The sequence below is a fragment of the Qipengyuania vesicularis genome (genome assembly GCF_019711415.1).
GTDB classification, from domain to species: Bacteria; Pseudomonadota; Alphaproteobacteria; order Sphingomonadales; family Sphingomonadaceae; genus Qipengyuania; species Qipengyuania vesicularis.
This window is the reverse complement of the sequence record NZ_JAIGNJ010000001.1, coordinates 810,244-834,799: the sequence shown is the minus strand read 5'-3', so window position 1 is coordinate 834,799 and position 24,556 is coordinate 810,244. Positions and strand designations below refer to the sequence as shown.

Annotated in this window: 24 protein-coding genes and 1 tRNA gene; 10 read left to right on the top strand and 15 right to left on the bottom strand. The window is 61.8% G+C overall.

Annotation, left to right across the window (positions count from 1 at the left end):
• Position 1 precedes the first annotated feature (1 nt).
• From K3146_RS04180 to K3146_RS04170, 3 genes are read right to left on the bottom strand one after another with little or no spacing between them, the layout of a single operon-like run.
• Positions 2 to 643 (bottom strand): carbonic anhydrase, encoded by a 642-nt coding sequence (locus K3146_RS04180; RefSeq protein ID WP_221544915.1) that lies wholly within the window; start codon positions 641 to 643, stop codon positions 2 to 4.
• On the bottom strand, positions 643 to 951 hold the full coding sequence (locus tag K3146_RS04175; RefSeq protein ID WP_221544914.1) for a P-II family nitrogen regulator: 309 nt from the start codon (positions 949 to 951) through the stop codon (positions 643 to 645). Before K3146_RS04175 ends, K3146_RS04180 begins: the two co-directional genes overlap by 1 nt.
• 11 nt (positions 952 to 962) lie before the next feature.
• Positions 963 to 2,003: a sodium-dependent bicarbonate transport family permease gene (locus K3146_RS04170; protein WP_345723688.1), complete on the bottom strand. Its 1,041-nt coding sequence runs from the start codon at positions 2,001 to 2,003 to the stop codon at positions 963 to 965.
• 41 nt (positions 2,004 to 2,044) lie between these two features.
• Here K3146_RS04170 and lipA point away from each other — a divergent pair, with 41 nt between their 5' ends.
• Together lipA and K3146_RS04160 are read left to right on the top strand one after the other, a co-directional pair.
• A complete protein-coding gene (gene lipA / locus K3146_RS04165) occupies positions 2,045 to 2,998 on the top strand; it encodes a lipoyl synthase (RefSeq protein WP_221544913.1) in 954 nt (317 codons plus the stop codon).
• The gene (locus K3146_RS04160) at positions 2,998 to 3,453 is read left to right on the top strand and encodes a type II toxin-antitoxin system RatA family toxin (protein WP_221544912.1); all 456 of its coding nucleotides are present in this window, start codon (positions 2,998 to 3,000) and stop codon (positions 3,451 to 3,453) included. The genes lipA and K3146_RS04160 overlap by 1 nt, the downstream gene beginning before the upstream one ends.
• Here K3146_RS04160 and K3146_RS04155 read toward each other — a convergent pair.
• Both K3146_RS04155 and K3146_RS04150 read right to left on the bottom strand, forming a co-directional pair.
• The gene (locus tag K3146_RS04155; RefSeq protein ID WP_221544911.1) at positions 3,450 to 3,953 is read right to left on the bottom strand and encodes a CinA family protein; all 504 of its coding nucleotides are present in this window, start codon (positions 3,951 to 3,953) and stop codon (positions 3,450 to 3,452) included. The genes K3146_RS04160 and K3146_RS04155 overlap by 4 nt on opposite strands.
• Before the next feature lie 16 nt (positions 3,954 to 3,969).
• On the bottom strand, positions 3,970 to 5,112 hold the full coding sequence (locus tag K3146_RS04150; RefSeq protein WP_221544910.1) for a bifunctional 2-C-methyl-D-erythritol 4-phosphate cytidylyltransferase/2-C-methyl-D-erythritol 2,4-cyclodiphosphate synthase: 1,143 nt from the start codon (positions 5,110 to 5,112) through the stop codon (positions 3,970 to 3,972).
• 81 nt (positions 5,113 to 5,193) lie between these two features.
• Here K3146_RS04150 and dusB point away from each other — a divergent pair, with 81 nt between their 5' ends.
• The 7 genes from dusB (at position 5,194) to hflX (ending at position 14,406) form a co-directional block, all read left to right on the top strand.
• Positions 5,194 to 6,213: a tRNA dihydrouridine synthase DusB gene (gene dusB / locus K3146_RS04145; RefSeq protein WP_221544909.1), complete on the top strand. Its 1,020-nt coding sequence runs from the start codon at positions 5,194 to 5,196 to the stop codon at positions 6,211 to 6,213.
• Positions 6,210 to 7,283, top strand: a complete 1,074-nt coding sequence (locus tag K3146_RS04140; RefSeq protein ID WP_221544908.1) for a two-component system sensor histidine kinase NtrB — start codon at positions 6,210 to 6,212, stop codon at positions 7,281 to 7,283. Before dusB ends, K3146_RS04140 begins: the two co-directional genes overlap by 4 nt.
• The gene (ntrC, locus tag K3146_RS04135) at positions 7,280 to 8,695 is read left to right on the top strand and encodes a nitrogen regulation protein NR(I) (RefSeq protein WP_221544907.1); all 1,416 of its coding nucleotides are present in this window, start codon (positions 7,280 to 7,282) and stop codon (positions 8,693 to 8,695) included. Before K3146_RS04140 ends, ntrC begins: the two co-directional genes overlap by 4 nt.
• A gap of 61 nt (positions 8,696 to 8,756) precedes the next feature.
• Complete coding sequence (locus tag K3146_RS04130) at positions 8,757 to 10,997, top strand: sensor histidine kinase (protein WP_221544906.1); 2,241 nt, start codon at positions 8,757 to 8,759, stop codon at positions 10,995 to 10,997.
• 2 nt (positions 10,998 to 10,999) lie between these two features.
• Positions 11,000 to 12,382 carry a nitrogen assimilation response regulator NtrX gene (gene ntrX / locus K3146_RS04125; RefSeq protein WP_221544905.1) on the top strand — a complete coding sequence of 461 codons (1,383 nt, stop codon included), beginning with the start codon at positions 11,000 to 11,002 and terminating at the stop codon, positions 12,380 to 12,382.
• Between the two features lie 168 nt (positions 12,383 to 12,550).
• A complete protein-coding gene (hfq, locus tag K3146_RS04120; RefSeq protein WP_221544904.1) occupies positions 12,551 to 13,087 on the top strand; it encodes an RNA chaperone Hfq in 537 nt (178 codons plus the stop codon).
• Positions 13,066 to 14,406: a GTPase HflX gene (hflX, locus tag K3146_RS04115; protein ID WP_221544903.1), complete on the top strand. Its 1,341-nt coding sequence runs from the start codon at positions 13,066 to 13,068 to the stop codon at positions 14,404 to 14,406. The genes hfq and hflX overlap by 22 nt, the downstream gene beginning before the upstream one ends.
• Here hflX and mazG read toward each other — a convergent pair.
• From mazG to K3146_RS04070, 9 genes are all read right to left on the bottom strand, one after another.
• Complete coding sequence (gene mazG / locus K3146_RS04110) at positions 14,401 to 15,162, bottom strand: nucleoside triphosphate pyrophosphohydrolase (RefSeq protein WP_221544902.1); 762 nt, start codon at positions 15,160 to 15,162, stop codon at positions 14,401 to 14,403. The genes hflX and mazG overlap by 6 nt on opposite strands.
• Before the next feature lie 133 nt (positions 15,163 to 15,295).
• Positions 15,296 to 15,481, bottom strand: a complete 186-nt coding sequence (locus K3146_RS04105; RefSeq protein ID WP_221544901.1) for a hypothetical protein — start codon at positions 15,479 to 15,481, stop codon at positions 15,296 to 15,298.
• Positions 15,478 to 16,245 (bottom strand): MBL fold metallo-hydrolase, encoded by a 768-nt coding sequence (locus K3146_RS04100; RefSeq protein ID WP_221544900.1) that lies wholly within the window; start codon positions 16,243 to 16,245, stop codon positions 15,478 to 15,480. Before K3146_RS04100 ends, K3146_RS04105 begins: the two co-directional genes overlap by 4 nt.
• Positions 16,242 to 17,018, bottom strand: coding sequence for a TatD family hydrolase (locus K3146_RS04095; protein WP_221544899.1), 777 nt, complete (start codon positions 17,016 to 17,018; stop codon positions 16,242 to 16,244). Before K3146_RS04095 ends, K3146_RS04100 begins: the two co-directional genes overlap by 4 nt.
• Positions 17,018 to 18,577: a methionine--tRNA ligase gene (gene metG / locus K3146_RS04090; RefSeq protein ID WP_221544898.1), complete on the bottom strand. Its 1,560-nt coding sequence runs from the start codon at positions 18,575 to 18,577 to the stop codon at positions 17,018 to 17,020. Before metG ends, K3146_RS04095 begins: the two co-directional genes overlap by 1 nt.
• Positions 18,570 to 19,514, bottom strand: coding sequence for an AAA family ATPase (locus tag K3146_RS04085; RefSeq protein ID WP_221544897.1), 945 nt, complete (start codon positions 19,512 to 19,514; stop codon positions 18,570 to 18,572). Before K3146_RS04085 ends, metG begins: the two co-directional genes overlap by 8 nt.
• Positions 19,514 to 20,155, bottom strand: coding sequence for a dTMP kinase (gene tmk / locus K3146_RS04080; RefSeq protein ID WP_221544896.1), 642 nt, complete (start codon positions 20,153 to 20,155; stop codon positions 19,514 to 19,516). The genes K3146_RS04085 and tmk overlap by 1 nt, the downstream gene beginning before the upstream one ends.
• Positions 20,152 to 21,267, bottom strand: a complete 1,116-nt coding sequence (locus K3146_RS04075; RefSeq protein ID WP_221544895.1) for a D-alanyl-D-alanine carboxypeptidase family protein — start codon at positions 21,265 to 21,267, stop codon at positions 20,152 to 20,154. The genes tmk and K3146_RS04075 overlap by 4 nt, the downstream gene beginning before the upstream one ends.
• A gap of 164 nt (positions 21,268 to 21,431) precedes the next feature.
• Entirely contained in the window at positions 21,432 to 22,451 is a 1,020-nt protein-coding gene (locus tag K3146_RS04070; protein WP_221544894.1) for a lytic murein transglycosylase, read from the bottom strand.
• 128 nt (positions 22,452 to 22,579) lie between these two features.
• Between K3146_RS04070 and K3146_RS04065 the strand changes: the two genes are divergently transcribed.
• A tRNA-Ser gene (locus K3146_RS04065) sits at positions 22,580 to 22,669 on the top strand.
• 23 nt (positions 22,670 to 22,692) lie between these two features.
• On the opposite strand, the gene K3146_RS04060 is transcribed toward K3146_RS04065, so the two are convergent.
• Complete coding sequence (locus K3146_RS04060; RefSeq protein WP_221544893.1) at positions 22,693 to 24,546, bottom strand: cation:proton antiporter domain-containing protein; 1,854 nt, start codon at positions 24,544 to 24,546, stop codon at positions 22,693 to 22,695.
• Between the last annotated feature and the right edge of the window lie 10 nt (positions 24,547 to 24,556).

Genomic DNA, 24,556 nt, shown 5'->3' with positions numbered 1-24,556 from the left:
GTCACTTCGCAGGTTGGAATTGCCCGGTTTCTTCGTCAAGCACGTAGAGAACACCCTCGGCAATCGAAAAGAAGCCGCCGCGCAGTTTGAGCGACCCTTCTTCTTCCCGCGCCCGCACATTTGGGAAGCTGCGAAGGTTCTCGAGGCTCACCCCGACGGCGGCCATTTCCATAGCGCGTTCTGCGGTTTCACCTTCGCACCCATGCTTCGCAACGACTTCGTCGCGTGCATCGTCCAAGAGATTGACCCAATTGGCAATGAACCCGCCTTCTCCGGGAGCCGAGCCGTGCAAGTCGCGAGAAAGAGCCGCCTTGCAGCCACCGCACATGCCATGCCCCATGACCACGATCTGCCGCACTTCGAGGAAGTTCACAGCAAACTCGACCGCTGCGGAGACCCCGTGCTGGCCAGGTGTGGTTTCAAAGGGAGGGACCAGAGCCGCGACATTGCGAACAACGAATATCTCTCCCGGATCGACATCGAATATCTGCGCCGGATCGACGCGGCTGTCGGAACAGCCGATGATCATCAACTTGGGATGCTGACCCTCTGCGACGAGCTGATCGTAGCGCTCTTTCTGCTCGGGATACCCGTCTGCACGGAACCGGTGATAGCCGCGGAGAAGTTCTGTGAACTCAGGCATCAGAAGCGCTCCCCGCGGATGACCTCGACATCCCACATGGTCAGGAGAAGGCCGTGGCTGGTCAAAATCGGGGCGAGGTCCTCAGCCAGAGCCATGGCCTTGTCCTGCGCTGCGATCGTCAGGACGAATACCTTGTCGGTGCCCATGACGCGCTCCTCGCGCCAGTGTCCATCCCGGCCCTTGCCCGATTGCACGGGGGTGACGGTCCAGCCGGTGATCCCGGCGCGATCGATTGCCTCGGTTACGCGGCGGACTAGCGCGACGTCGGCGAGTATCTCGATACGCTTGCGAATGACGGTTTCGATCATGGAAAGCCTCCTCAGCCGCGCGCCAGGGCGCTCGCCAGCGCACCGATGAGCCCGATATTGATCAGGATGTTGAAGGGGAAGGTCACGCTCAGCGACATGGTGAGGTAGATCCCCGCATCGGCCTGAGGCAGGGCGAGTCGCATGGCCGCCGGAACCGCAATGTAGCTTGCACTGGCGCATAGAACGCCGAGCGCAGCCGCCGAACCGACATCGAGGCCGATCATCGTCCCTATCAGGGTACCGATCGCGCCGTTTATCAGGGGCAGGGCGATGGCGATCGCTCCGAGACGCCATGTCATGGCGCGGGCATCCATCAGCCTGCGAGCGGCAATCAGGCCCATATCGAGCAGGAACAGGCACAGCACGCCCTTGAATCCTGCCTGGAAGAAGGGCGCGACGTCATCGAACCCGCTCGCACCGCTGATTACGCCGATTGCAAAGGCTCCCAGCAGCAAGACGACCGAGGCGTTGAAGAAAACTTCGTGCAGCAGCTCCCCGGTGGCTTGACTGGACTTGGCCGTCTGCCCGTCGATTGCCTTGCGGGCGAGGAGCAGGCCGGTGAGGATTGCGGGAGTCTCCATTGCTGCCATCACCGCCACCATGAAACCGCCCGGCGGCGTCCCGCGCAGCTCGTAAATCTCGACAGCCGTGACGAATGTCACGACGCTGACCGAGCCATAATGCGCCGCCACCGCCCCGGCATTGATCTGGTCGAGCCTGCCGAAGCCGCGCAGAACCCAAAAGGCGAAGAGCGGCATGAGGAAGCTTGCGCCGATACCGGCGAGCAACGCCAGTGCGACAGTGCCATCGACGCCGGATTCCGAAACCGCGACACCGCCCTTGAGGCCAATGGCCGCCATCAGGTAGAGCGACATCCCCTTGGCCAGGGCTTCCGGGACGGCCAGTTCCGACCGCGCGAAAGCGGCCAGCATGCCAAGGACGAAGAAGAGGATCACCGGGGAGGTGAACGTCTGGAGGGTCGCAGCATCCATGGCCTTGCCGATAGCTCGCAGCGCGACACCTGCCAAGTAGGCAGGCGAATAGCTATCCACGCCTTGCTCACTTGGCCTCGCGCGCCTAGATGGGCCGCGCGATGAATGATCTATCCTCCCCGCCGAAGCCCGAAGGCGAACAGCCGAAAAGGCAGCGCAAGCCAGACTGGATCCGTGTGAAGGCTCCGGTCAGCAAGGGCTATCACGAGACGCGCAAGCTGATGCGCGACCTCTCGCTCAATACGGTGTGCGAGGAAGCGGCCTGTCCGAATATCGGCGAATGCTGGGACAAGAAGCACGCCACCGTGATGATCCTGGGCGATGTCTGCACGCGGGCCTGCGCCTTCTGCAACGTGAAGACCGGCATGCCGCGGATCGTCGATCCCATGGAGCCGGAGAATGTCGCCATTGCTGCCGGCCAGATGGGCCTCAACCACATCGTGATTACGTCGGTGGATCGCGACGATCTTCCCGATGGCGGTGCGGACCAGTTCGTGAAAGTGATCAAGGCGCTGCGCCGCGAAACGCCCGACACGACGATCGAAATCCTCACTCCCGATTTCCGCGGCAAGATGCGCGCTGCGGTCGAGAAGATCTGCGAGGCGGGCCCTGACGTTTACAACCACAACCTCGAAACCGTGCCGCGCCTTTACCCGACCATCCGTCCCGGTGCGCGCTATTACGCGTCACTGCGGTTGCTCGAAGAGGTGAAGAGCCACGATCCGATGATCTTCACCAAGTCGGGTATCATGCTGGGTCTCGGTGAGCAGCGGCTCGAAGTTCACCAGGTGATGGACGACATGCGCAGCGCCGATGTCGATTTCATCACCATGGGCCAATATCTCCAGCCCACACCGAAGCACGCCAAGGTCGAAGACTTCGTGACGCCCAAGGCGTTTGCGGCATACGGCTCGATCGCCCGCGCCAAGGGTTTCCTGCAGGTCGCGTCCAGCCCACTTACACGTTCGAGCTATCACGCTGGCGACGACTTCGCCGTGATGAAGGCCGCACGCGAGGAGAAGCTTGCAAAGGCGCAGGCGAGGGCCGACGGCTAATGCCGGGCATTCGCGAAACGCGGCGCCTTCCTTACAGCTGCGAACAGATGTTCGATCTCGTGGCCGATGTCGCGAGCTATCCCAAGTTCCTGCCCTGGGTCGTCGCCACTCGCATTCGCAGCGATAGCGATACCGAAATGACGGCGGACATGCTGGTCGGCTTCAAGGCGATCCGTGAAAAGTTCACCTCACGCGTCATCAAGAATCGCCCCGAGCATATCGAGGTTTTCTATGTCGATGGCCCGCTCAAGGACCTCGACAACAACTGGCATTTCACCTGCCTGCCAGATGGCGGGTGCGAGATCGATTTCTGTGTCGAGTTCAGCTTCCGCAATGCGATGTTCGAAGCGCTGGCCGGCCAATATTTCGACCGCGCCTTTCGCAAAATGGTAGAAGCCTTCGAGAAGCGTGCCGACGAGCTGTACGGTCGCGAGAACGCCGCGGCCAACCTCTAGGGCATCAAGAGTTCAAGCGCGCAGATTGTCGCTTCGCGGCGGATGTCCGCGCGAGAGGTCGGTTCGAACTTCTTGAGTTCCCCCTCGGGCTCGCCTTCCTCACCGCGAACGACACGGGCGAAAACTACGGTTCCAACGGGCTTGAGGGCAGTCCCGCCGGTTGGTCCAGCAACACCGCTTATCGCGACGGCAACATCGGCATTGCTCTTCGCAAGCGCTCCCTTCGCCATCGCCCAGGCGCAGGCGACCGACACCGCTCCGAACGTCTCGATGATGTCCAGCGGAACGTCCAGCATCTCCATCTTGGCTTCGTTCGAATAGGTGACGAAGCCGCGATCGAGTACGGCAGAAGAGCCGGGAATTTCGGTGAGCGCAGCCGAGACGAGACCGCCCGTGCAGCTTTCCGCCAGCACAACCGTGCGCCCTGCAACCTTGTTGGCCTCGATCACTCGCAGCGCGAGTTCATCGACGTCGTCCGGGAGCAAGTTTTCGATGGTCATGAGCGTCTCTAATTGTTCACTTCCTGACTACGGTTGCCGCGGCCTGGGCGGCGATCCCTTCGCCGCGACCGGTGAAACCGAGTCTCTCGGTGGTCGTCGCCTTCACCGATATGGCGCTGGTGTCAACGCCGAGTAAACCGGCGATCCGCACCCGCATGGCCTCTCGATGGGGACCGATTTTCGGCGCTTCGCAAATGATCGTGAGGTCGATGTTGCCAGTGCGATAGCCGGCCTCATCGACCAGTTTGGCGGCATGCATAAGGAAACGGTCGCTGCTCGCGCCCTTCCATTGCGGGTCGGACGGGGGGAAGTGGCTGCCGATATCACCATTGCCGATCGCTCCGAGAAGGGCATCGACAATGGCATGGAGCGCCACGTCAGCATCGCTGTGACCGGCAAGGCCCTTGTCGTGGTCGATTTTCACACCGCCGAGCCACAGTTCTTCACCAGCAGCAAGCTTGTGGACGTCGAAGCCGGTACCGATCCGGACAACGGGTAAGTCGGTCACGAAATCCTCCGCAAATGTAAGTTTGGCGAGGCGTTCGTCGCCCTCGACCAGTGCAACATCGCCGCCATGGGCGCGCAGTACCTGCGCGTCGTCGCCTGCATTAGCGTCGCCACCCCACGCTTGGTGCGCCGCAAGGATGGCATCGAAACGGAAGGCTTGCGGGGTTTGCACTCGGCGAAGCTTTTCGCGTTCTGCGCTACCGTCCATCACGCCATCATGATCGATGGCAAGACTGTCGACGACCGGAAGCACGGGGATCGCGCCGGGATAGCCCTCCAATGCGCCGAGCAAGCGAGCCATCACCGCACGAGGTAGATCGGGGCGCGCGGCATCATGGATAAGCACGCGCTCTGCTGTGCCCACGGCTTGCAGGCCATTCGCAACCGATTGCTGACGTGTCTCACCGCCGACGACCATCTGCCAACCGGCCAGTCCTTTCAGCGCAGTCGCAGTAGCTGGCTCGCCTCCTTGCGGAATAACCACGATCAGCGGATTGGCGCCAGCTTCAAGCAGCGCTTCGACCGAATGGTGAAGGACGGCTTTTCCGCGCCAATTCGCAAATTGCTTAGGCAGCGGTTGCCCAGCACGCAGCCCTTTTCCGGCGGCGACGACCACGGCGGCGAAGGAGGGAAGGGGGGCTGCATCCTGCATAGCTATGCCGCCCGCTAGCGGCTTGCCGTTTTCGCCGCAACGCACTATGTGCCTGCCCAATATTTAGGCACACCCACGATCATGAGCGCGCAACCCTCTCCTCCGGCCCCGCCGAAGCCGATTCATATCGGCAATGTCGCTATCGACACGCCGGTAATACTGGCGCCGATGACGGGCGTGACGGACCTACCGTTCCGCAAGCTCGTGCGCAAATATGGCTCGGGCCTCAATGTCACGGAGATGATCGCGAGCGAAGCTGCGATCCGCGAGACGCGCCAGTCTGTGCAGAAGGCTGCCTGGGATCCCATCGAAGAGCCGGTTTCGATGCAGCTTGTCGGCTGCGATCCTTCAAGCATGGCAGAGGCTGCCAAGCTCCAGCAGGGTAATGGCGCCGATATCATCGACATCAATTTCGGCTGCCCTGTACGCAAGGTCGTGGGCCAGCTCGCAGGCTCGGCGCTGATGAAGGAAGTCGGGCTTGCGACCAAGCTGATGGAAGCGACGGTCAAGGCAGTCGACGTCCCGGTCACGGTCAAGATGCGCATGGGCTGGGACCATGCCGACCTCAACGCGCCCGAATTGGCCCGGATCGCCGAGGACCTTGGCGTCAAGATGGTCACCGTGCACGGCCGCACGCGCAACCAGATGTACAAGGGAAGCGCGGACTGGGCGTTCGTGCGCAAGGTAAAGGACGCCGTGTCGATCCCGGTTATCGTGAATGGCGACATCTGCACGATCGAGGATGCAGGCAAGGCGCTGGATCAGTCTGGCGCCGACGGTCTGATGATCGGGCGCGGTGCCTATGGCAAGCCGTGGCTCCTTGCGCAGGTAATGCATTGGTGGCGGACTGGCGAGAGGTTCGAGAGCCCGAGTTTCGACGAGCAGTACGAGGTCGTGGTCGAGCATTATCGTGATATGCTCGAGCTCTATGGCGAGCAGGTTGGCGTCAAGATCGCACGCAAACACCTGGGCTGGTATACGAAGGGGATGCACGGTTCGGCGGAGTTCCGCAATCGGGTGAACTTTCTCGACGATACCACTGAAGTTCTTGGTGAACTCGAGAGGTTCTACGAGCCTTTTCTGCACCGGCGCGCGGCATGAGCTTGAGTCCGGGTGCGCCCGACGCCGCCGCGCAGATTTCCGGACTGGTCTTTGCGGTGTTGCTGGTCGACGACAAGGATCGGATCGTGGAAGCCAATCCGGCGGCCGAAGAACTGCTCGGCAGGAGCGCGCGCCGGCTCGAGGAGATGTCGCTTCACGAAGCGGTAGCGATCGAGGACGAACGCCTTAGGGAGGGGCTGGGCAAGAGCGACAGCAGGGTTATTGCCCGCGGGATTTCGCTTGAGACCGGGGTCGGAACGCGGCGCGTCAACCTGACGAGCTCGCCCATGCAGGCCCACCCGGGCTGGCGCGTGATTTCGCTGTCCGAGGTTGGCCAGGAGGGCAATGATCGCGGGGACGAGGAGCGGGTCGAACTGCGTGCGCCAGCCGTGCTGGCTCACGAGATCAAGAACCCGCTATCGGCGATCCGGGGTGCCAGCCAGCTTCTTGCGAGGCGCGCATCGGAGCGTGACAGGCCACTCGCCACGATGATCGAAGGCGAGGTCGACCGCATCGCCCAGTTGATCGATCGCATGCAGCAGCTCGGTAGTAGCAGCCCGGTAAAGACAGGCCCCTGCAATCTCCACGAGGCCATCCGAAATGCCATGGCGACAGTGCGGGCAGGGCGGGATGATGGCTGCGAGTTGGTTGAAGAGTTCGATCCCTCGCTCCCCGCAGTGGAGGCGGATCAGGGCGCGCTCGAGCAGGTGCTCATCAACCTTCTGGCGAATGCCTGCGATGCCTGCTGTGATGTCGAGAACGCGCAGGTGATAGTGCGCACGCGTTTCGTGAGCGGGCTTGTGTTCTCCGCGATCCGGCTGGGCAAGGCGGTGCGCATGCCGATCGAAATCACCGTCATCGACCCCGGGCCCGGCCTGCCACCCGATCTGCACGACCATGCTTTCGAGCCCTTCGTATCCGGTAAGAAGAATGGCCAGGGCCTCGGTCTCGCCCTCGTGCGGAAGCTGCTTCGCGACATGGGCGGGCGTATCGCACACGAACGTGATGAACGCGGCGGCCTTACCCACTTCCGCATCAACTTGCCGGTAGCCGACAGGAACGAGTCATGAGCCACAAGATCCTGCTGGTCGAAGACGACCGCGCCATCGCCACAGTGATAACCGAAGCACTCCGCGATGAGGGTTATGACGTTACCTCCTGCACGAGAGTGGCGAAGCGCGACGAACTGCTCGCGAGCGGACGTTACGACGTCATGCTGACCGACATCATGCTGGAAGACGGGGACGGTCTGGACGGCATCGAAAGCGTGCGCGAGGCAGCGCCGGGGATGCCGGTCATCGTCCTCTCGGCTCAGAACACGCTCGATACGGCCGTGCGCGCGAGCGACAGCGACGCTTTCGAATATTTCCCCAAGCCATTCGATCTCGATGATTTGACGCAAGCTGTTCGCCAGGCTGTTGCGCGCGCACCCAAGCGTGATGACGAGGAAGAAGCGGGGCAGGGGAGCGAGCTTCCCCTGATCGGTCGAAGCCGGGCGATGCAGGATGTGTATCGCATGATCACCCGTGTCCTGCGCAACGATCTCACTGTCCTGGTCACTGGCGAGAGCGGGACGGGGAAGGAACTTGTCGCCGAGGCAATCCACCAGCTCGGCTCGCGGCGGACCGGACCGTTCGTTGCCGTGAACATGGCGGCGATCCCGCATGACCTGCTCGAAAGCGAGTTGTTCGGGCACGAACGTGGAGCCTTCACCGGTGCGCATTCGCAAGCCATCGGCAAGTTCGAACAGGCCAATGGTGGCACGCTGTTCCTCGACGAGATCGGCGACATGCCTGCGGAGGCCCAGACCCGGTTGCTTCGTGCGCTTCAGTCCGGGCGGATACGCCGTGTTGGCGGCCGTCAGGAGATCGGTGTCGACGTGCGCATCGTGGCGGCGACCAATCGCGATCTTGCACCCATGATCGCCGACGGACGTTTCCGCGAGGACTTGTTCTACCGGCTCAATGTCGTGCCGATCCACCTTCCGCCGTTGCGCGAGAGGCGCGAGGATATCGGGGCGCTTACCCGACATTTTCTTGGGCAGGCGCGCGAAGAGGGCCTGCCTCACCACACGGTAAGCGAAGATGCGGTCGCCGCCCTCTCTGACCATGACTGGCGCGGCAATGTACGCGAACTGCGTAACGTCGTCTTCCGGCTCGCGCTAATGGCCCGAGACGAAGCGATCGATGCCGACCTCGTGACCGACTTACTACCCCGTCGTGTGTCGTCCGAAGAAGGTTCCCAGGGCAGCGCTGTCGAGCGCGCGATGGAAGGATGGCTGATTGCAGAAAGACCCGCAGCCGGCACGGTTTATCACGAAGCGCTATCGGCCTTCGAACGCCCGCTCTTCGAGCATGCCTTGCGCGAAACGCAGGGAAATCAGGTGAAAGCAGCGCAGTTGCTCGGCATCAATCGCAACACCCTGCGCAAGAAGCTAGGCGAGCTTGATATACGTCCTGAGAACTTCGTCCGGCGGGGCTGATTGGCGGTTCGTCGCATTTACTCTTGCAAATTTGCAACAGTAGCGATGTAAGAGGGACACGATGGCTAGCCGCGTCGCCCCCCAGTCCCAAAGAACGCCGCGCTGGTGGCGAAGGTTCGTGGTGGCATCGCGCCGCGCCAATTTCTTCACGATGATAGAAATCGCAGCGGTTGCGGCTTTCCTGATCATGGTCGGGATGACTTACGCGGCATTCTCCGGTGCGCCGCCGGATGGCCAATTGTTGCCTAGCAGCCAGGTCGCCGTCCTGCTCATCGGGACCCTGATCCCCGCCATGGCGCTTTTGGTCCTTGCAGGGCGCCGCCTCGCTCTGAGGCGTGCAGCGGGGAGCACAGCCCGGCTCCACGTCCGCCTAGTTTTCTTCTTCTCCATGGTCGCTGCCGTGCCGACGCTGCTGGTGGCAGCTTTCGCCGCCGTCCTGTTCCAGTCGGGCGTCGATTTCTGGTTCTCCGACAATTCGCGCGGCCTGATGGAGAACGCGAATGCGCTGGCGGAGAGCTATTACGAGGATAACCAGCTCGACCTCGCCGAAGAGACCATTTCGATGGCGATGGACATGCGCTCGAACCTGCAACGCATCTCGGTCACCGATCCCGACTTCATGCTGGTCTATGAATACCAGGCGCAGCCCCGTGACGTCGTAGAAAGCGCGATCCTGCAGGCCATGCCCGATGGCAGCGCGCGCACGGCCGTTCTCTACAACATCTCGGAAGACAGCGATCCGGTGACCTTCACCGAAGCTAGCCTCAACAGCCTCCGTCGCGGGGAACAGGTGGCGGTTCAGGGCAGCCCCGAGCGTATCGAGGCGGTCGCGCCGATCGACCGTGCGGCGGGCATTTATCTCTACACGGCACGCAATGCTGAAGGCGCAAGCTTCCGCAGCTGGGAGCGCGCGCGCTCGATCTCAGGGGCCTATGAAGAGCTCACATCGCGCGCCCGCGCGCTGCAACTGCGTTTCAACCTCGCCCTCTTCTTCGTCAGCCTCGCGCTGGTCGGGATCGCTGTGTGGTTCGCGCTGCGCTTCGCGGATCGCCAGGTCGAGCCGCTCACCGACCTCGTAGCCGCTGCGCGCAAGGTCGGTGCGGGCAATTTCGGCATGCGTGTGGAGGGGCGGACGGGCGCAGACGAAATCGGCATGCTGAACCGCGCCTTCAACCGCATGACAGCGCAACTGGAGAAGCAAACCGACGCGCTGGTGACAGCCAATGAAGAGCTGGAAGATCGCCGCAGCTTCATCGAGGCCGTGCTGGAATCGGTCAGCGCGGGTGTGATCACAATCGATGGTGAGAGGCGCGTGCTTCTCATGAACGCACCTGCGCAGAATACGCTGCTTGAGGGAGGGCAGGGGAGCAAACCTCCGGCCACGCTCGACGAGATGGCACCACAGATAGCAGCCATGGTGATCGCAGGGCTCGACCGAGGCGTGGTCAGTCATTCTCGCCATGGCGAGCTGATGACTCTGGCAGTAAAACTCGTACCCGAGGGCGAGGGCCACGTGATCACTTTCGAGGACATCACCAGGCAGCTACTCGACCAGCGGCAAGCGGCCTGGTCCGATGTCGCGCGCCGGATCGCCCACGAAATCAAGAACCCTTTGACCCCTATCCAACTCGCCACAGAGCGTCTGAAGCGTCGGTATCGCAAGCAGATCGAGCAGGATGGCGAGCTGTTCGACGAGCTGACCAGCACGATCGTGAGGCAGGTCGGCGACTTGCGCAAAATGGTGGACGAGTTCTCGAGTTTTGCCCGGCTTCCCAAGCCGGTGTTCCGTCCGGAGGACGCGCTGGACCTGATCCGCCAATCGCTGTTCCTCCAGGAAGTCGCCAACCCAGAGATCAACTATGGGATGGCAACCGAGATCGAAGGGCCACTCAAGATCCAGGCCGATCGCCACCAGCTGGGGCAGGCCGTCACCAACATCCTCAAGAATGCTGCAGAGGCCATTGAGGCGAGGGTGGCGCACGCACCCGAAGATTATCGCGGCCGGATCGGCGTCGAGGTATTCGAGGACGAGGAATCGATCACGGTCGCGGTGACTGACAATGGTATCGGACTGCCGCAGGACCGCGAGCGCATCCTCGAACCCTATGTAACGACACGAGCCAAGGGCACCGGCCTTGGGCTGGCAATCGTGAACAAGATTGTCGAAGAACACGGAGGGGAAATGAGCTTCTCCTCCGTTGAAGGCGGCGGCACGCGGGTGACCCTGCGCTTTGCGCGCGATCCGCACGGAATCCGATCCGATGATGCGGACGCAAGGATTGAAGAAAGAACGGGAAGCTGAACATGGCCTTGGACATCCTCATCGTCGACGACGAGCGCGACATCCGCGAACTGGTGGCGGGCGTGTTGAGCGACGAGGGCTATGAGTGCCGCACGGCGGGTGACAGCGCGTCCGCGCTCGATGCAGTCGACGAGAAACGTCCGAGCCTCGTGCTGCTGGATGTGTGGCTCCACGGTAGCCAGATGGACGGCCTCGAGGTGCTCGACGCGATCAAGCTTCGCGAACCCGAATTGCCCGTGATCATATTCTCCGGCCACGGCAATATCGATACCGCGGTCAGCGCCGTCAGCAGGGGCGCGATGGATTTCATCGAAAAGCCATTCGAAGCAGAGCGCCTGCTTCACCTGGTCGAACGCGCGACCGAAACCGAGCGTCTTCGCCGCGAGAATACCCGTCTGCGCGAAGGTCTGGGCGAGGGCGGCGAATTCACCGGCAACTCGGCCGCGATCAATAATGTTCGCGCGACGTTGAAGCGCGTGGCGCAAACCGGAAGCCGCGTCCTCATCAGCGGGCCTGCGGGTTCGGGCAAAGAAGTGGCGGCGCGCCTGCTCCACAGCTGGTCAACCCGCGCCGACAAGCCCTTCGTAATCGTGAACTCGGCGCGCATCACTCCGGAACGCTTCGAGGAGGAACTCTTCGGTGAAGAGGCGGACGGCAAACTCGTCCGACCGGGTCTGCTTGAGACCGCCGACGGTGGCACGCTCTATCTCGATGAAGTCGCGGACATGCCACTGTCGACACAGGCTCGTATCCTGCGCGTCCTTACCGAGCAGAGCTTTGTGCGCGTCGGGGGATCGCGCCAGATCGGGGTCGATGTCCGTGTTGTCTCCTCGACAGCACGCGACCTTGCCAAGGAAATGGAAGAGAAGAAATTCCGCGAAGACCTGTTCTATCGCCTCAATGTTGTACCGGTCGAGATCCCATCGCTTGCGGAACGCCGAGACGACATTCCGCAGCTCGCACAATATTTCTTCGCCCGTTATGCGACGGAGCAGGGCTTGCGGCCTCCGGCAATCAGCGAGGAAGCCATGGCGGCCCTCCAGGCCTACGACTGGCCGGGGAACGTCCGCCAGCTGCGCAATGTCGTGGAGCGGACGATCATCCTCACTCCTCGCGACCAGCTCGATACCGTCGAGGCCGCCATGCTTTCGGAAGAAGTCGCCGGGGGCAAGGCCGGGGGCAACGGCGGTATGGCTGCGCTGATGGGGGCACCCTTGCGCGAGGCGCGCGAGAGCTTCGAGCGCGAGTACCTCGCTATCCAGATCCGGCGTTTCTCGGGCAATATCTCCAAGACGGCGAGCTTTATCGGGATGGAAAGGTCAGCCCTTCATAGAAAGCTCAAACTGTTGGGCATGGCGGAGCGCAAGGGCAACGAGCGCAAGTAGCGCGCACAGTTTCGCGCCAACACCCTCCAAACATTTATTTATTGCGCACGGGCACCGCAATCGCCACATTGCGTTTCAAATCCGGACTAACCTCCGGTGCCCGGACGCGGTGGGAGCGTCCAGATCGCGGACCGTGACAGCGGCCGCCAACAACAGGAGACACGCAAGATGTCTGGCGAACGCACCCTTACCGCCCGCCCGAGGCCGGAGAAACCGGCCGCTCCAAAGGGCAAGCAGCCGAGCCTGCAGGATGCATTCCTCAATATGCTGCGCAAGAACAAGACCCCGGTGACCGTCTTCCTCGTGAAAGGCGTGAAATTGCAGGGGATCGTGACCTGGTTCGATAATTTCTCGATCCTGCTGCGCCGCGATGGGCAATCGCAACTGGTATACAAGCATGCGGTAAGCACCATCATGCCTGGTCAACCGATCGACGCAGATCAGTTTGCCAGCACCGGATCGGGCGCCAAGCAGAGGCTTCTGCAGGACGTGTTCCTCAGCCGCGTGCGCGAGGCGGAAGCGCAAGTGACGATGTTTCTGGTCAACGGCGTAATGCTTCAGGGCAAGATCGCAGCCTACGATTTGTTCTGCATGATGCTCGAGCGCGACGGCTATGTACAGTTGGCCTACAAGCACGCAGTCTCTACCATCCAGCCTGCAACCCCGGTCGACCTGACCGAGGAATGGGACGAGGACGACAGCTGAGTTTCGACGACGACCTGCTTGGCGAAGTCTCGCGCGGTGCGCGGGCGCTCGTCATCTGCCCCGATATCCGCGGGCAGGCCTATGATCTTGACGCGGACAGCCGTCTGCGTGAGGCCGAGGGGCTTGCGCTCGCCATCGGCATCGAGATCGAGGACAGCTTCACTCTGCCCGTGCGCGAGGTAAGGCCGAACCTGCTGTTCGGCGCCGGACAAGTCGAGAACATCCGGATAGCCTGCGAGCAGCACGAGGCGGAACTCGTGGTGGTCGATGGCGCTCTCAGCCCGATCCAGCAACGCAATCTGGAAGAGAAGCTCTCGCGCAAGGTGATCGATCGGACGGGATTGATCCTCGAGATCTTTGGCGAACGTGCAGCCACAGCGGAAGGGCGCCTGCAGGTCGAGCTCGCCCATCTGGACTACCAGCAGAGCCGCCTGGTGCGCAGCTGGACCCACCTCGAGCGCCAGCGCGGTGGCTTCGGTTTCCTTGGCGGACCCGGCGAGACACAGATCGAGGCCGACCGGCGGATGATCCGCCAGCGGATGGGGCGCCTGCGCAAGGAGTTGGAGCAAGTCCGGAAGACTCGCGGATTGCACCGCGAGCGGCGTGAGCGTGCCCCTTGGCCGGTGGTGGCGCTGGTCGGCTATACCAATGCCGGGAAGTCCACGCTGTTCAACCGGCTGACGGGCGCCGAAGTCATGGCCGAGGACCTGCTCTTTGCTACGCTTGATCCGACGATGCGCGCGATCAGCTTACCCGGTGTCGAGAAAGCCATCCTCTCGGACACGGTCGGGTTCATCTCGGATCTCCCAACGCAGCTTGTGGCCGCTTTCCGCGCTACCCTGGAAGAAGTTACTGCAGCCGACGTGATCTGCCATGTTCGCGATATGTCGAACCCGAGCGCTGACGCACAGAAAGCGCAGGTCCTGCGCGTCCTGACCGACCTCGACGTTATCGACGGGGAGGGGGGCACTTCATCGATTCCGATCCTCGAAGTCTGGAACAAGTGGGACCTGCTCGACGAGGATCGCGCCGGCGAACTGGGCGAAGTGGCAGCTTCCAACGAGGATATTGTGGGTGTGTCGGCAATGACGGGCGAGGGCGTCGATACGCTCCTCGAGAAACTCGGCGAGATGCTGACGGCCAAGGCATCGATCCGTGAGTTCGAATTGCCCGTCAGCGACGGCAGACGCATCGCATGGTTGCACGCCCATGGCGAGGTTCTGGTCGAAGAAGATGCCGGCGAGGGCGTTGACGGGCCGGTGCGTCGGTTTGTCGTGCGGCTCAATCCGAAAGAGGCGGGTCAGTTCGAAAGCCTATAACGCGGCCTTTTCACGCCGTTTGACCTCTTGCCATAGCTCTTCCTGTGCATCGAGATTCCGGTCGGAGAAGTCACCGCCAGCCAGTTCTTCCATGGCCCTGAAGCGACGCTCGAATTTGGTGTTGGCAGCACGAAGCGCTCCTTCCGCATCGACGCCATAGGCGCGGACGAGATTGACGGCAGCAAAGAGAAAATCTCCTGCCTCTTCCTCGATTTCTCCATCGGAAGCTTCTTTAAGTTCTTCAATTTCCTCGAGAACCTTTGCGCGCGGCCCAGTGACGTCAGGCCAGTCGAAGCCATGGCGTGCCGCACGTCTTTGCAGCTTCTGGGCGCGGAGCAATGCCGGCAATGCCAGGGCGACGCCGTCCAATGCGCCTCTCGCACCCGCTTCTTCGCGTTCGGCCGCTTTCAAGTCTTCCCAGCGAGACTCTTCCATCACCCCGCCTTCGTTACCGAAGATATGGGGGTGGCGGGCTTCCATCTTGTCGGCGATGTTCTTCGCCACATCCTTGAAGGTGAAATGACCAGCTTCCTCGGCCATCCTGGCATGGAAGACGACCTGGAACAGCAGGTCGCCGAGTTCACCTTCGAGATCAGCCATGTCCGAACGTTCGATTGCGTCGGCCACTTCATAGGCTTCTTCGATTGTATAGGGGGCGATCGTGGTGAAGTTCTGCGCCGTATCCCATTCGCAGCCGCGCTCTGGATCTCGCAAGCGAGCCATGATGCGGAGAAGTCTGTCCAGTTGTTCCGACATATCTGATGACTAGACTGCCATGAGTGAGAGGGGAAGGATTGGAATCCAGATCTCCACTCGCCAAATAAAGGAATGATAATATATATTATGTTAAGTGCGAACTTAGCGAGAGAGGCAGGTCTCCCCCGTCCAATCAACTCATTCCAGTGAACCAACTAACAAGGAAGTAGGCCGCGCCAATGATCCCGACCCAGATCAACGCCATCTTCACAATCTGGTTCGCACGCAGTCCATCGTCACGCTTCAATCCCACCATATAGGCAACCACCAACGCCGCCATCAGCGCCGCCCAGGCAATTTCACCTCCGCCAACATTCATAGAGCCACCTCCAAACCGTCATATCCGACGATGACACCTTTCGGCACGGCTGCACAGAGCCTGCGGTAATCCATCGACTTGTCCATATGTGTGAGCACCGTACGCCGCGATCTGCACTTGCGCGCAAGATCGAGAGCCATATCGAGGTGCGCATGCGTGGGATGTGGCCGCTCCCTAAGGCAATCGACCACCAGAAGATCGCAATCCTTGAAGGTCTTTACCATGGCCGGTGTGATCTCGCTGAAATCGGTAGCGTAAACGATCGATTTACCGTCCGCCTCGAACCGGAAACCCGTGCTCTTGGCAGGGCCATGAGGCATTACCACGTCATCAAAGGAAAAGCCTGCAACCAACTGTACTTGCGACGTTTCCTTTAGGTCGACGATTGTCGGATAGCCAAACTGTCCTTCGAAAACATAGTCGAACCGTCGCCGCAAGCGCTCGCACGTCACACGCGTTGCAAATCCCGGCAGCGGATTGCTGCGATCATACCGCATCACGCGAAGGTCATCGATGCCGTGGCAGTGATCTGCGTGATCATGCGTCCAGAAAACCGCGTCGACCTTGTCGATCTTGTTCGCCAGCAGCTGCGCGCGCAGGTCGGTCGAAGTATCGACCAGTATCCGCTGACCCGCGTCATTCTCAACGATGATCGATACGCGGGTCCGCCGATTGCGCGGCTCATTGGGATCGCAGTCGCCCCAGTCATCTCCGATCCTGGGCACGCCGGTCGACGTGCCCGAGCCGAGCATGATCAGCTTCACGCGACTGCCTTGCTGAACAGTCGGTAGAAGTTCGCGGTCGTGTAGCTGGCGAGTTTCTCCAGCGTTTCGCCGCGAAGTCCGGCGATGAAGGCGGCCGTGTCTCGCACAAAGCCGGGCTCGCACTTCTTGCCCCTGTGCGGGACCGGAGCGAGGAACGGGCTGTCGGTCTCCACGAGCAGACGTTCACGCGGTACCGACCTTGCAACGTCTTGCAATTCCTTGGCGTTCTTGAAGGTCACGATACCCGAAAGCGAAATCGACAAGCCGAGATCGAGCACTTGCCTCCCGAAATCCTGCGAAGCGGTGAAACAGTGGATGAGAGCCGGAAAAGCCCCCTTCTCCATCTCTTCGGCAAGGATTGCGATCGTGTCGTCCTCGGCATCGCGAGTGTGGATGATGACTGGAAGGCAAGTCTTGCGCGCCACGTCTATGTGGATGCGAAAAAGGCGTTGCTGCTCGGCGCGGTCCGAGTGATCGTAGTAATAATCGAGCCCCGTCTCGCCGATACCGATCACGCGCGGATCGCGTGTTGCCTCCAGCAGCTCTTCGCGGGTGAGGTCGGGATGATCATCGGCATTGTGCGGATGGATGCCGACGCTGGCCCAGACATCGGGCTTGGCGTTGGCAGTCCCGACAACCTGTCCCCACTCTGCGCGCTTGGTCGAAATATTGAGGAAGGCCCCCACCCCCGCCCCGCGCGCGCGGTCGAGCACGTCGGCCTGGTTTTCGACCAGCCCTTCGTATTCGAGGTGGCAGTGGCTATCGACCAGCATCAAGCCGCCTCGGTTTCCGGCATTTCGAGGCGCGGGAAAGCGGGTGTCGGTTTCTCCACGACGAAACCGCTGGCAACAAGCGCCCCGAACCAGCCTTCATCCGACAGGTCGGCATAAGTGCGGCGCTCGACCGTGACGCCAAGCTGGTCCAGCACCGCAGCCGCCTTGGTCGGCACGACGGGCTGAATTGCGATGGCCAGATCGCGGATGGCGATAAACAGTGTCTGGAGGACTGCTTTCATCCGCTCCGGGTCGGTTTTCTTGAGGCCCCAGGGGGCCTGCTCGTCGACATAGGCGTTACAGGCGAAGACGGCCTTCAACCATGCCTCGATGCCGACACTGAAGTTCAGAGCCTCGAATTCGCGCGGCAAGACATCGCGGCAAGCCTCCTGCACCGTATTGAGCAGGGTCTTGTCGTCTCCGTTCGTTTCGAAGGCCTCGAGCTTGCCGTCCATGTTCTTGTGGATCATCGACAGCGTGCGCTGCGCAAGGTTTCCGAAGCTGTTTGCGAGCTCAGCATTTACCTTGTTTACAAGCGCTTCGGCGGAATAGCTGCCATCTTTCCCGAATACGACTTCGGCCATCAGGAAGTAGCGAAGGGAATCCACTCCGAACAAATCGACAAGTTCGTTCGGGTCGGTGACATTGCCCGCCGATTTCGACTCCTTGACCCCGCGGTTGAGCAGGAATCCGTGCCCGAAAACGTGCCGCGGGACGGGAATATTCGCGCTCATGAGGAATGCCGGCCAGTAAATCGTGTGGAAGCGCACGATGTCTTTTCCGATGAGGTGGAGGCTCGCGGGCCAGTACTTGTCCCACATCTCGCCGCCATCGGGATAGCCGACACCGGTGATGTAATTGGTCAACGCATCGACCCAGACGTACATCACATGGTTGTCATGTCCGGGCACCTTTACACCCCAGTCGAAACTGGTGCGGCTTACGGAAAGGTCCTTGAGGCCGCCCTCGACAAAAGCGATCATCTCATTGCGGCGGCTTGCCGGCTCGAGGAAGCCGGGCTTCCTCAAGAGCTCCAGCAGTGGCTCGGCGTATTTTGACAGTCGAAAGAACCAGGTCTCCTCCTCGGTCCATTCGACCGGGGTGCCCTGCGGAGAGAGCTTCTCGCCCCCCTCCCCTTCGATCAGTTCCTTTTCGTCGTAGTACGCTTCGTCGCGAACCGAATACCAGCCTTCGTAGCGGTCGAGATAGAGATCGCCCTTGGTCTCCATCGCTTCCCAGATCGCGCGGCTCGCCTTGTGATGATCCTCGTCCGTAGTGCGGATAAAGCGGTCGTAGGTAATATCGAGCCGGTCGAAGAGGTCCTTGAACGCGCCCGACATCTCATCGGCCAGCTCGCGCGGGGTCTTGCCGAGGTCGCGCGCCTTCTGTGCCATCTTCAGGCCATGCTCGTCCGTGCCCGTCTGGAAGCGCACGTCGCGCCCCATCAGGCGCTGGAAGCGTGCAATGACGTCGGCCGCGATGGTTTCGTAGGCGTGGCCGATATGCGGCTTGCCATTGGGATAGTGGATCGCAGTGGTGATGTAATAAGGGTCAGCCATTGCCGCGCTCGCTAGCCGCGCCTGCACTTGCGAGCAAGGTTCCTATTTCCATCCCGAGCAATCCGGGATCGAAGTTATATGTCGGCTGTTCGCCTGTCAGTCGGACGAGTTCGGCATGCGTATCGACGAGCTTGCGTGGATCGGAGAGGCTTTCCGCCACTTTTTCTGCAAGAATTGCCCGGGCGAGATCGAGCACTGCCTGCAGCCGGGGGATGTCCTGCCTCGCACCGATAACCCCTGCAAGTTGACCTCGAAGCGAGAAATCCCGGTCGCCTTCTTCCGCGATACGCCGCATAAGCTGGGCGGCCTTGCCGAGTTCGAGCTCCACGAAAGCGAGCGCGGCACCGGGCGATCCTGCCGCTGCGGCAATGGCGGCATCGCGCGTGGCAATATCGGCTTGCGGGGCAAGGTCACGCAGGAGTTCGTCCATTGCCTCGGGAGGGAGGGCCGGAAACCGCACGGTCCTGCAGCGCGAGCGGATGGTAGGGAGCAACCGGGCTGGGCTGTGCGCAACGAGGAGGAAGTAGGTCCCCTCGGGCGGCTCCTCGAGGCTCTTCAGCAAGGCGTTGGAGGCGGAGACCTCCATGTCGTCCGATGGATCGATGATGACCACGCGTTTCGATCCTAGCGTCGGGCGCGTCGTCAACCGCCGCTGAATTGCGCGAACCTGGTCGACCTTTATCCCGCGCGCGAGTTCGTATGGCTTCCCGTCGTCGCGCTTCTTGGCCTCGTCCTTGTTCTTGGGGCCATAGGTGAGGGTCAGGATATCGGGGTGGTCTCCACTCCCCTCTGCACCAAGTAACTCCCTTGCTGCAGCCTGTGCGAAGCTGGCCTTGCCCAGCCCCTTTTTGCCCGCCAGCAACCATGCATGATGCATCCGCGAACCCGCCATGGCGCTGCGCCATGCATCCCAGGCTGCCTCATGCCCCACCAGCATCAGGAAGCCGCCTCGTGCAGCAGGGGCGCGATGGCCCCGAGCACTCTTGCCTGCACCTCCTCGACAGATCCTGCGCCATCGACTCTCGCAAAGCGACCCGGCTCTGCTTGGGCAAAGGCGTCGAAAGCGGCATTCACGCTAGAATGGTAGGTTTCATCGCGCCCACCGATTGCGTCGGACGTGTCCCCGTCGCGTGCCCTAAGTCGGTCGGCCACCTCCAATCCCTCGACAGCAATAAGGATGGTGAGGTCGGGATAGAGTCCGTCGCTCCCGATATCATGAAGCGTCCGTATGGCCTCGTCGCCGAGCTTGCCGGCAATGCCCTGGTAGGCCCTGCTCGAATCGACGAAGCGGTCGCATATTACCCATTTCCCCTCAGCGAGCGCGGGGCGGATAAGGCTGGCCACGTGATCAGCACGCGAGGCTGCAAACAACAGGGCTTCGGCCTCTGCACCCCATCCCTTGCCCGGCGGGTGAAGCAGCAGGTCGCGGATGGCTTCGGCGCCCGGTGTTCCACCGGGCTCGCGCGTGAGCTTTACTTCGATACCTCTAGCGATCAAGGCATCGCGAAGGAGACGGGCCTGGGTGGACTTGCCCATGCCCTCCCCGCCTTCGAAAGCGATGAATTTGCCGCGTGTCATGAGAACCAGCCCAATACACCGTTCAGGGCGCGGCGCACCAATCCTGCTTCACCCACGTCCTGTCCTGCGACAAGCGGAACGCGGTAGTCGGGCATACCCTCTACCGAAACCACCAGCTCGGCGATTTCCTCGCCTTGGGATATCGGAGCCTGGACAGGTCCCTCGTAACTCACCGAGAGCCTGACATCCCCATTTCCGCCCGCGGGAATGTCGGCATAAATCCCATACGGCGCGACTAGCGGTACCTGCGTGCGCGACCCACCCTGCACCTCGGCCTTTGCAACCCGAGCATTGGGAGGGAAGAGTCGGCGCTGGTCGAAGGCGGCGAACCCCCATTCGATCAACTCGCGCGCGGCCCGGTTGCGGTCCCTGGCCCGCGGGCTTCCGGCGACCACCATCACGAGCCTGCGGCCATTACGCTCGGCAGCTCCGAGGAAGCCGTAGCCCGCCTGATTTGTGAATCCGGTCTTGATCCCGTCCGCGCCGCGAACCACGCCGCTGATCGGATCATGATTGGGCTGCGTGATCTCGTTGTAAGTGAACTCCGGCCGGCCAACGTAATGCCGGTACTTGCTCGGATGGCGGCGAAGCATGGCCGTCGCCAGCGTGCTGAGGTCACTGGCAGTGGTGAAGGTGCGACCTTCGTCCATCCAGCCATTGGGAGTGCCGAAGTGGCTGTCCGCCATGCCGATTTCGGAAGCCTTGGCATTCATCGCAGCAACCCATTCCTCGACCGAACCGGCGGCCCCTTCCGCCAGCGCGGCCGCACCATCGTTGGCCGAGACCGTCGTGACGCCATGCAACAAGTCGTCGAAGCTGACTTGCGCATCATGGGGCAGGAACATGGTCGATCCGACATTCTTCCACCTGCGCCATGTTTCGAGCCTCGGCGTGTAGGTCTGCTGCGGGACGATCCTGCCTTCCTCCATCCACTCGAAGGCAAGGAACGTCGTCATGACCTTTGTAATCGAAGCGGGCATGAACCGGCGGTTTGCTTCTCTTGCAAACAGGACCTGGCCGCTGGTCACGTCATAGAGATAGGCGATCGGAGCGTCGGAGGCTGCGGGGGGAGCAAGAGGCTCCCGCTGCCCCAGAGCTGGAGCTGCCACCATGGTTGCCAGGGATAGGCCAACGGTCAGGAGTCTCAGGTTCGGATGCAAGCAGTTCGCAGCGCCGCCTAACGGGCGCTTCCCTCTCGAAGGTTTAGGTTGCGCCCTGCTATAACTACGAGGCTCGCCCAAGGCGAGCGCCGTACCCGGCTATCCACCGCAGAAGATCAGCGCGCTATCTCGTCCGCAAGCAGGCCCACACTCATCGCGTAGTAATTCGAGCAATTGTACTCGAGGATGACCCGGTAATTCCCGGTCAGTAGCCAAGCGGGTGTCCCCGGTCCATCGGGCTGGAACAGCGTGACCAGCGTATCATCGGCGAGCGGAATCTGCGGCTGTATGCCGAGCGCCCGCCATTCGGCGGCAGTCTTGTAGACGCTGTGACGCTCGTGGACCCGCGGGCAGACGGGAGCGACCAGCTTGGTGCGGTACTGGTCCACGTCGAAGCCGCCCGGGACATAGGCGCGCACGCCCCAGGGCTGCCCTTCCCGCCAACCAGCGTCACGGAAGTAATTGGCGATCGATGCCAGTGCATCGGCGCTGTTGTTCATGATGTCTGCGCGTCCATCGCCATCGCCGTCGGTGGCGAGGCGCAGGTAGACACTGGGAAGGAACTGCGGATTACCGAACGCGCCTGCCCAGCTGCCCTTGAGCTCGCTCCGGGAATAGCCTTTGTCGGCTACCTTCATCAGGTCGACCCATTCGCTCGAGAACAGGTCCCGGCGACGTCCCTCCCAGGCAAGGGTTGCTAGCGCTTCGGACAGGTCGAACCCGCCCTTCACCCGGCCATAGGCAGTCTCGTGGCCCCAGATCGCAACGATAATCTCCGCGGGCACGCCATACTCGCGCTCAATTCGCGCCAGCGTGCTTCGCCAATTGGCCAATTCGCGGCGGCCTCCTGCGATTCGAACGCTGTCGACATGGGTCGCAATATAGGGGGCGAGCGGGGGATAGCCGGGCGTGCTGGAGGACCCAGGCTGATTCCGATCCAGCTGGATCACCCTGTTGTTCGGCCCAAGACCTGCCGTCATGCGCTGCAAGGTCGCTTCGGACACGCCTTCTGCGCGGGCGCGGGCGATAAGGAGCTGGAGATAGGCTTCGAAGGACATGTCCTGCGCAGCAAGGGGTGCAGCCGGGACACCGAGAAGGGAGGCGCAAGCTAGCAGGAGGACTTTTCGTAGGCTCATGCCCCTGTTCTCGCAGGACGAATATGAATGGCAAGTGTCATTTGGGCGCTACGCCGCGACTGCCTCCGAAGTTCCGAGATTGGTTGATGACATCGTCCCTTCTTTTGGCTAGCGCGCAACTCGCTCGCGGACAGGTGGCAGAGCGGTTGAATGCACCGGTCTTGAAAACCGGCAAGGGTGCAAGCCCTTCGTGGGTTCGAATCCCACCCTGTCCGCCAGCAGCCGCCCTCGTTCGCAGTGTCTAGGAACCCCTCTTCAGGATTTCCTCCATCTGGTCGCGCAGGATCGGATCCCACTCCTTGCGCAGTTCCTTGACCCGCTCCATCAGCGGCTCGTTCTCGTGGTAGGGAATATCGAGCCGATATAGATTGGCGACCTCGGGCATGAACCTGCGGTCCATCTCCTCCCACGCATCCTTGGCAGCTTCGGCCTGCTGGCGGTCCATTCCCAAAGCCTCGTAGGCCGAGCGCCCCATGCGCAGGCTGCTGTCGTAGGTTTCGCGGATGATGTCGCGACAGCCATAGGCCCACAGCTCGTAGACATGGTTGCGATCGATCGCGCGCGCGATGATGTGGACCTTGGGATAATGCTGGGCGACATGCTTCACCAGCTTGTCGATCTGCTCGCGCTCATCCAGCGCGACGACCAGCAGCTTGGCCTTCTCGATCCCTGCCGAATGCAACAGATCCGGCCGCGTGGCATCGCCGAAGTATGTCCGGAAACCGAACTTGCGGACAATCTCGAGCTGTTTGCTGTCGTAGTCGATGACGGTGGTAGAAAATCCTGCCGCCTGGATCATGCGATCGACGATCCCGCCAACACGCCCGCGGCCCGCAATGATGACCTCGTTTTCCTCCTCGATCTCGTCCGCCTCGCGTTCGTCCTCGGTGCAATAGGCGTGGGCGATGACCTTGTCGTAGAGGATGAAGAGCAGCGGTGTGACCAGCATCGTCAGCGCCACGATCAGCAGCAACAGATCGGCTAGCTGCTCGGGAAAAACCGCATTGCCTACGGCGAAGGCGATCAACACGAATGCAAACTCGCCTGCCTGAGGCAGGCTGAGGCAGAACAACCAGAGTGCCTGACGGCGCAGTCCATAGAGCCAACCCACCAGCAGCAGCACGGCAAACTTCGCCGCGATGGTCACCACGGCCCAGAACACGACCTCGCGCCAGATCTCGCCCGCAAGGACGAAGTCTATCCCTGCACCCACCGTTATAAAGAACAGGCCGAGAAGGAGGCCCTTGAACGGATTGATGTCGCTTTCGAGCTCGTGTCGATACTCGCTTGTTGCCAGAACGACCCCTGCCACAAAGGCCCCAAGGGCCGGCGACAGGCCGACCAGGGACATGAGAAGTGCAATGCCGATCACTACTCCCAGTGCGGCGGCAGTGAAGAGTTCGCGCAAATTGGCTGCCGCGATGTATCGGAACAGCGGTCGGATCGCGAAGATGCCGATGCCGATGACGGCTGCCACTGCAGCAACGCGGGACAAGGCTGCCAGCCACACGGGCATCGCGGCCGTCAGGTCGAGCCCGCCGTGCCCGCCCTCCCCATGGCCGCCGCTGCCATCGTAGAGTTCCGGCATCGCCAGGACGGGCAAGAGTGCGAGGATGGGAATGACCGCCACGTCCTGCACGAGGAGGACCGAGAAACTTGCCTCCCCTCCCTCGCTCTTCATCAGGTTCTTTTCGGTCAAGGTCTGGACGATGATGGCCGTCGAGGAGAGCGCGAGGACCATGCCGATGGCGAGCGCGGTCTGCCAGGGGTTCTGGTTGAGCAAGGCGATGCCGGTGATCGCGAGCGTGGTGAGGAGGACCTGCCCTCCACCGAGCCCGAGCAGCTTTCCGCGCATGGCCCACAGGCGCCTGGGCTCCATCTCGAGGCCGATGATGAAGAGCATCATTACCACGCCGAATTCGGCAAAGACCTGTAGCGCCTCGACGTCGACGTTCAGCGCCAGCAGCACGGGGCTGATCGCCATGCCCGCAAGAAGGTATCCAAGCACCGAACCGAGCCCGAACCGGCTCGCGAGCGGCACGGCGACGATCCCTGCGACGAGGATCAGGAAGGCGAGGATCAGGAACCCGGTCACTGTATTCTCG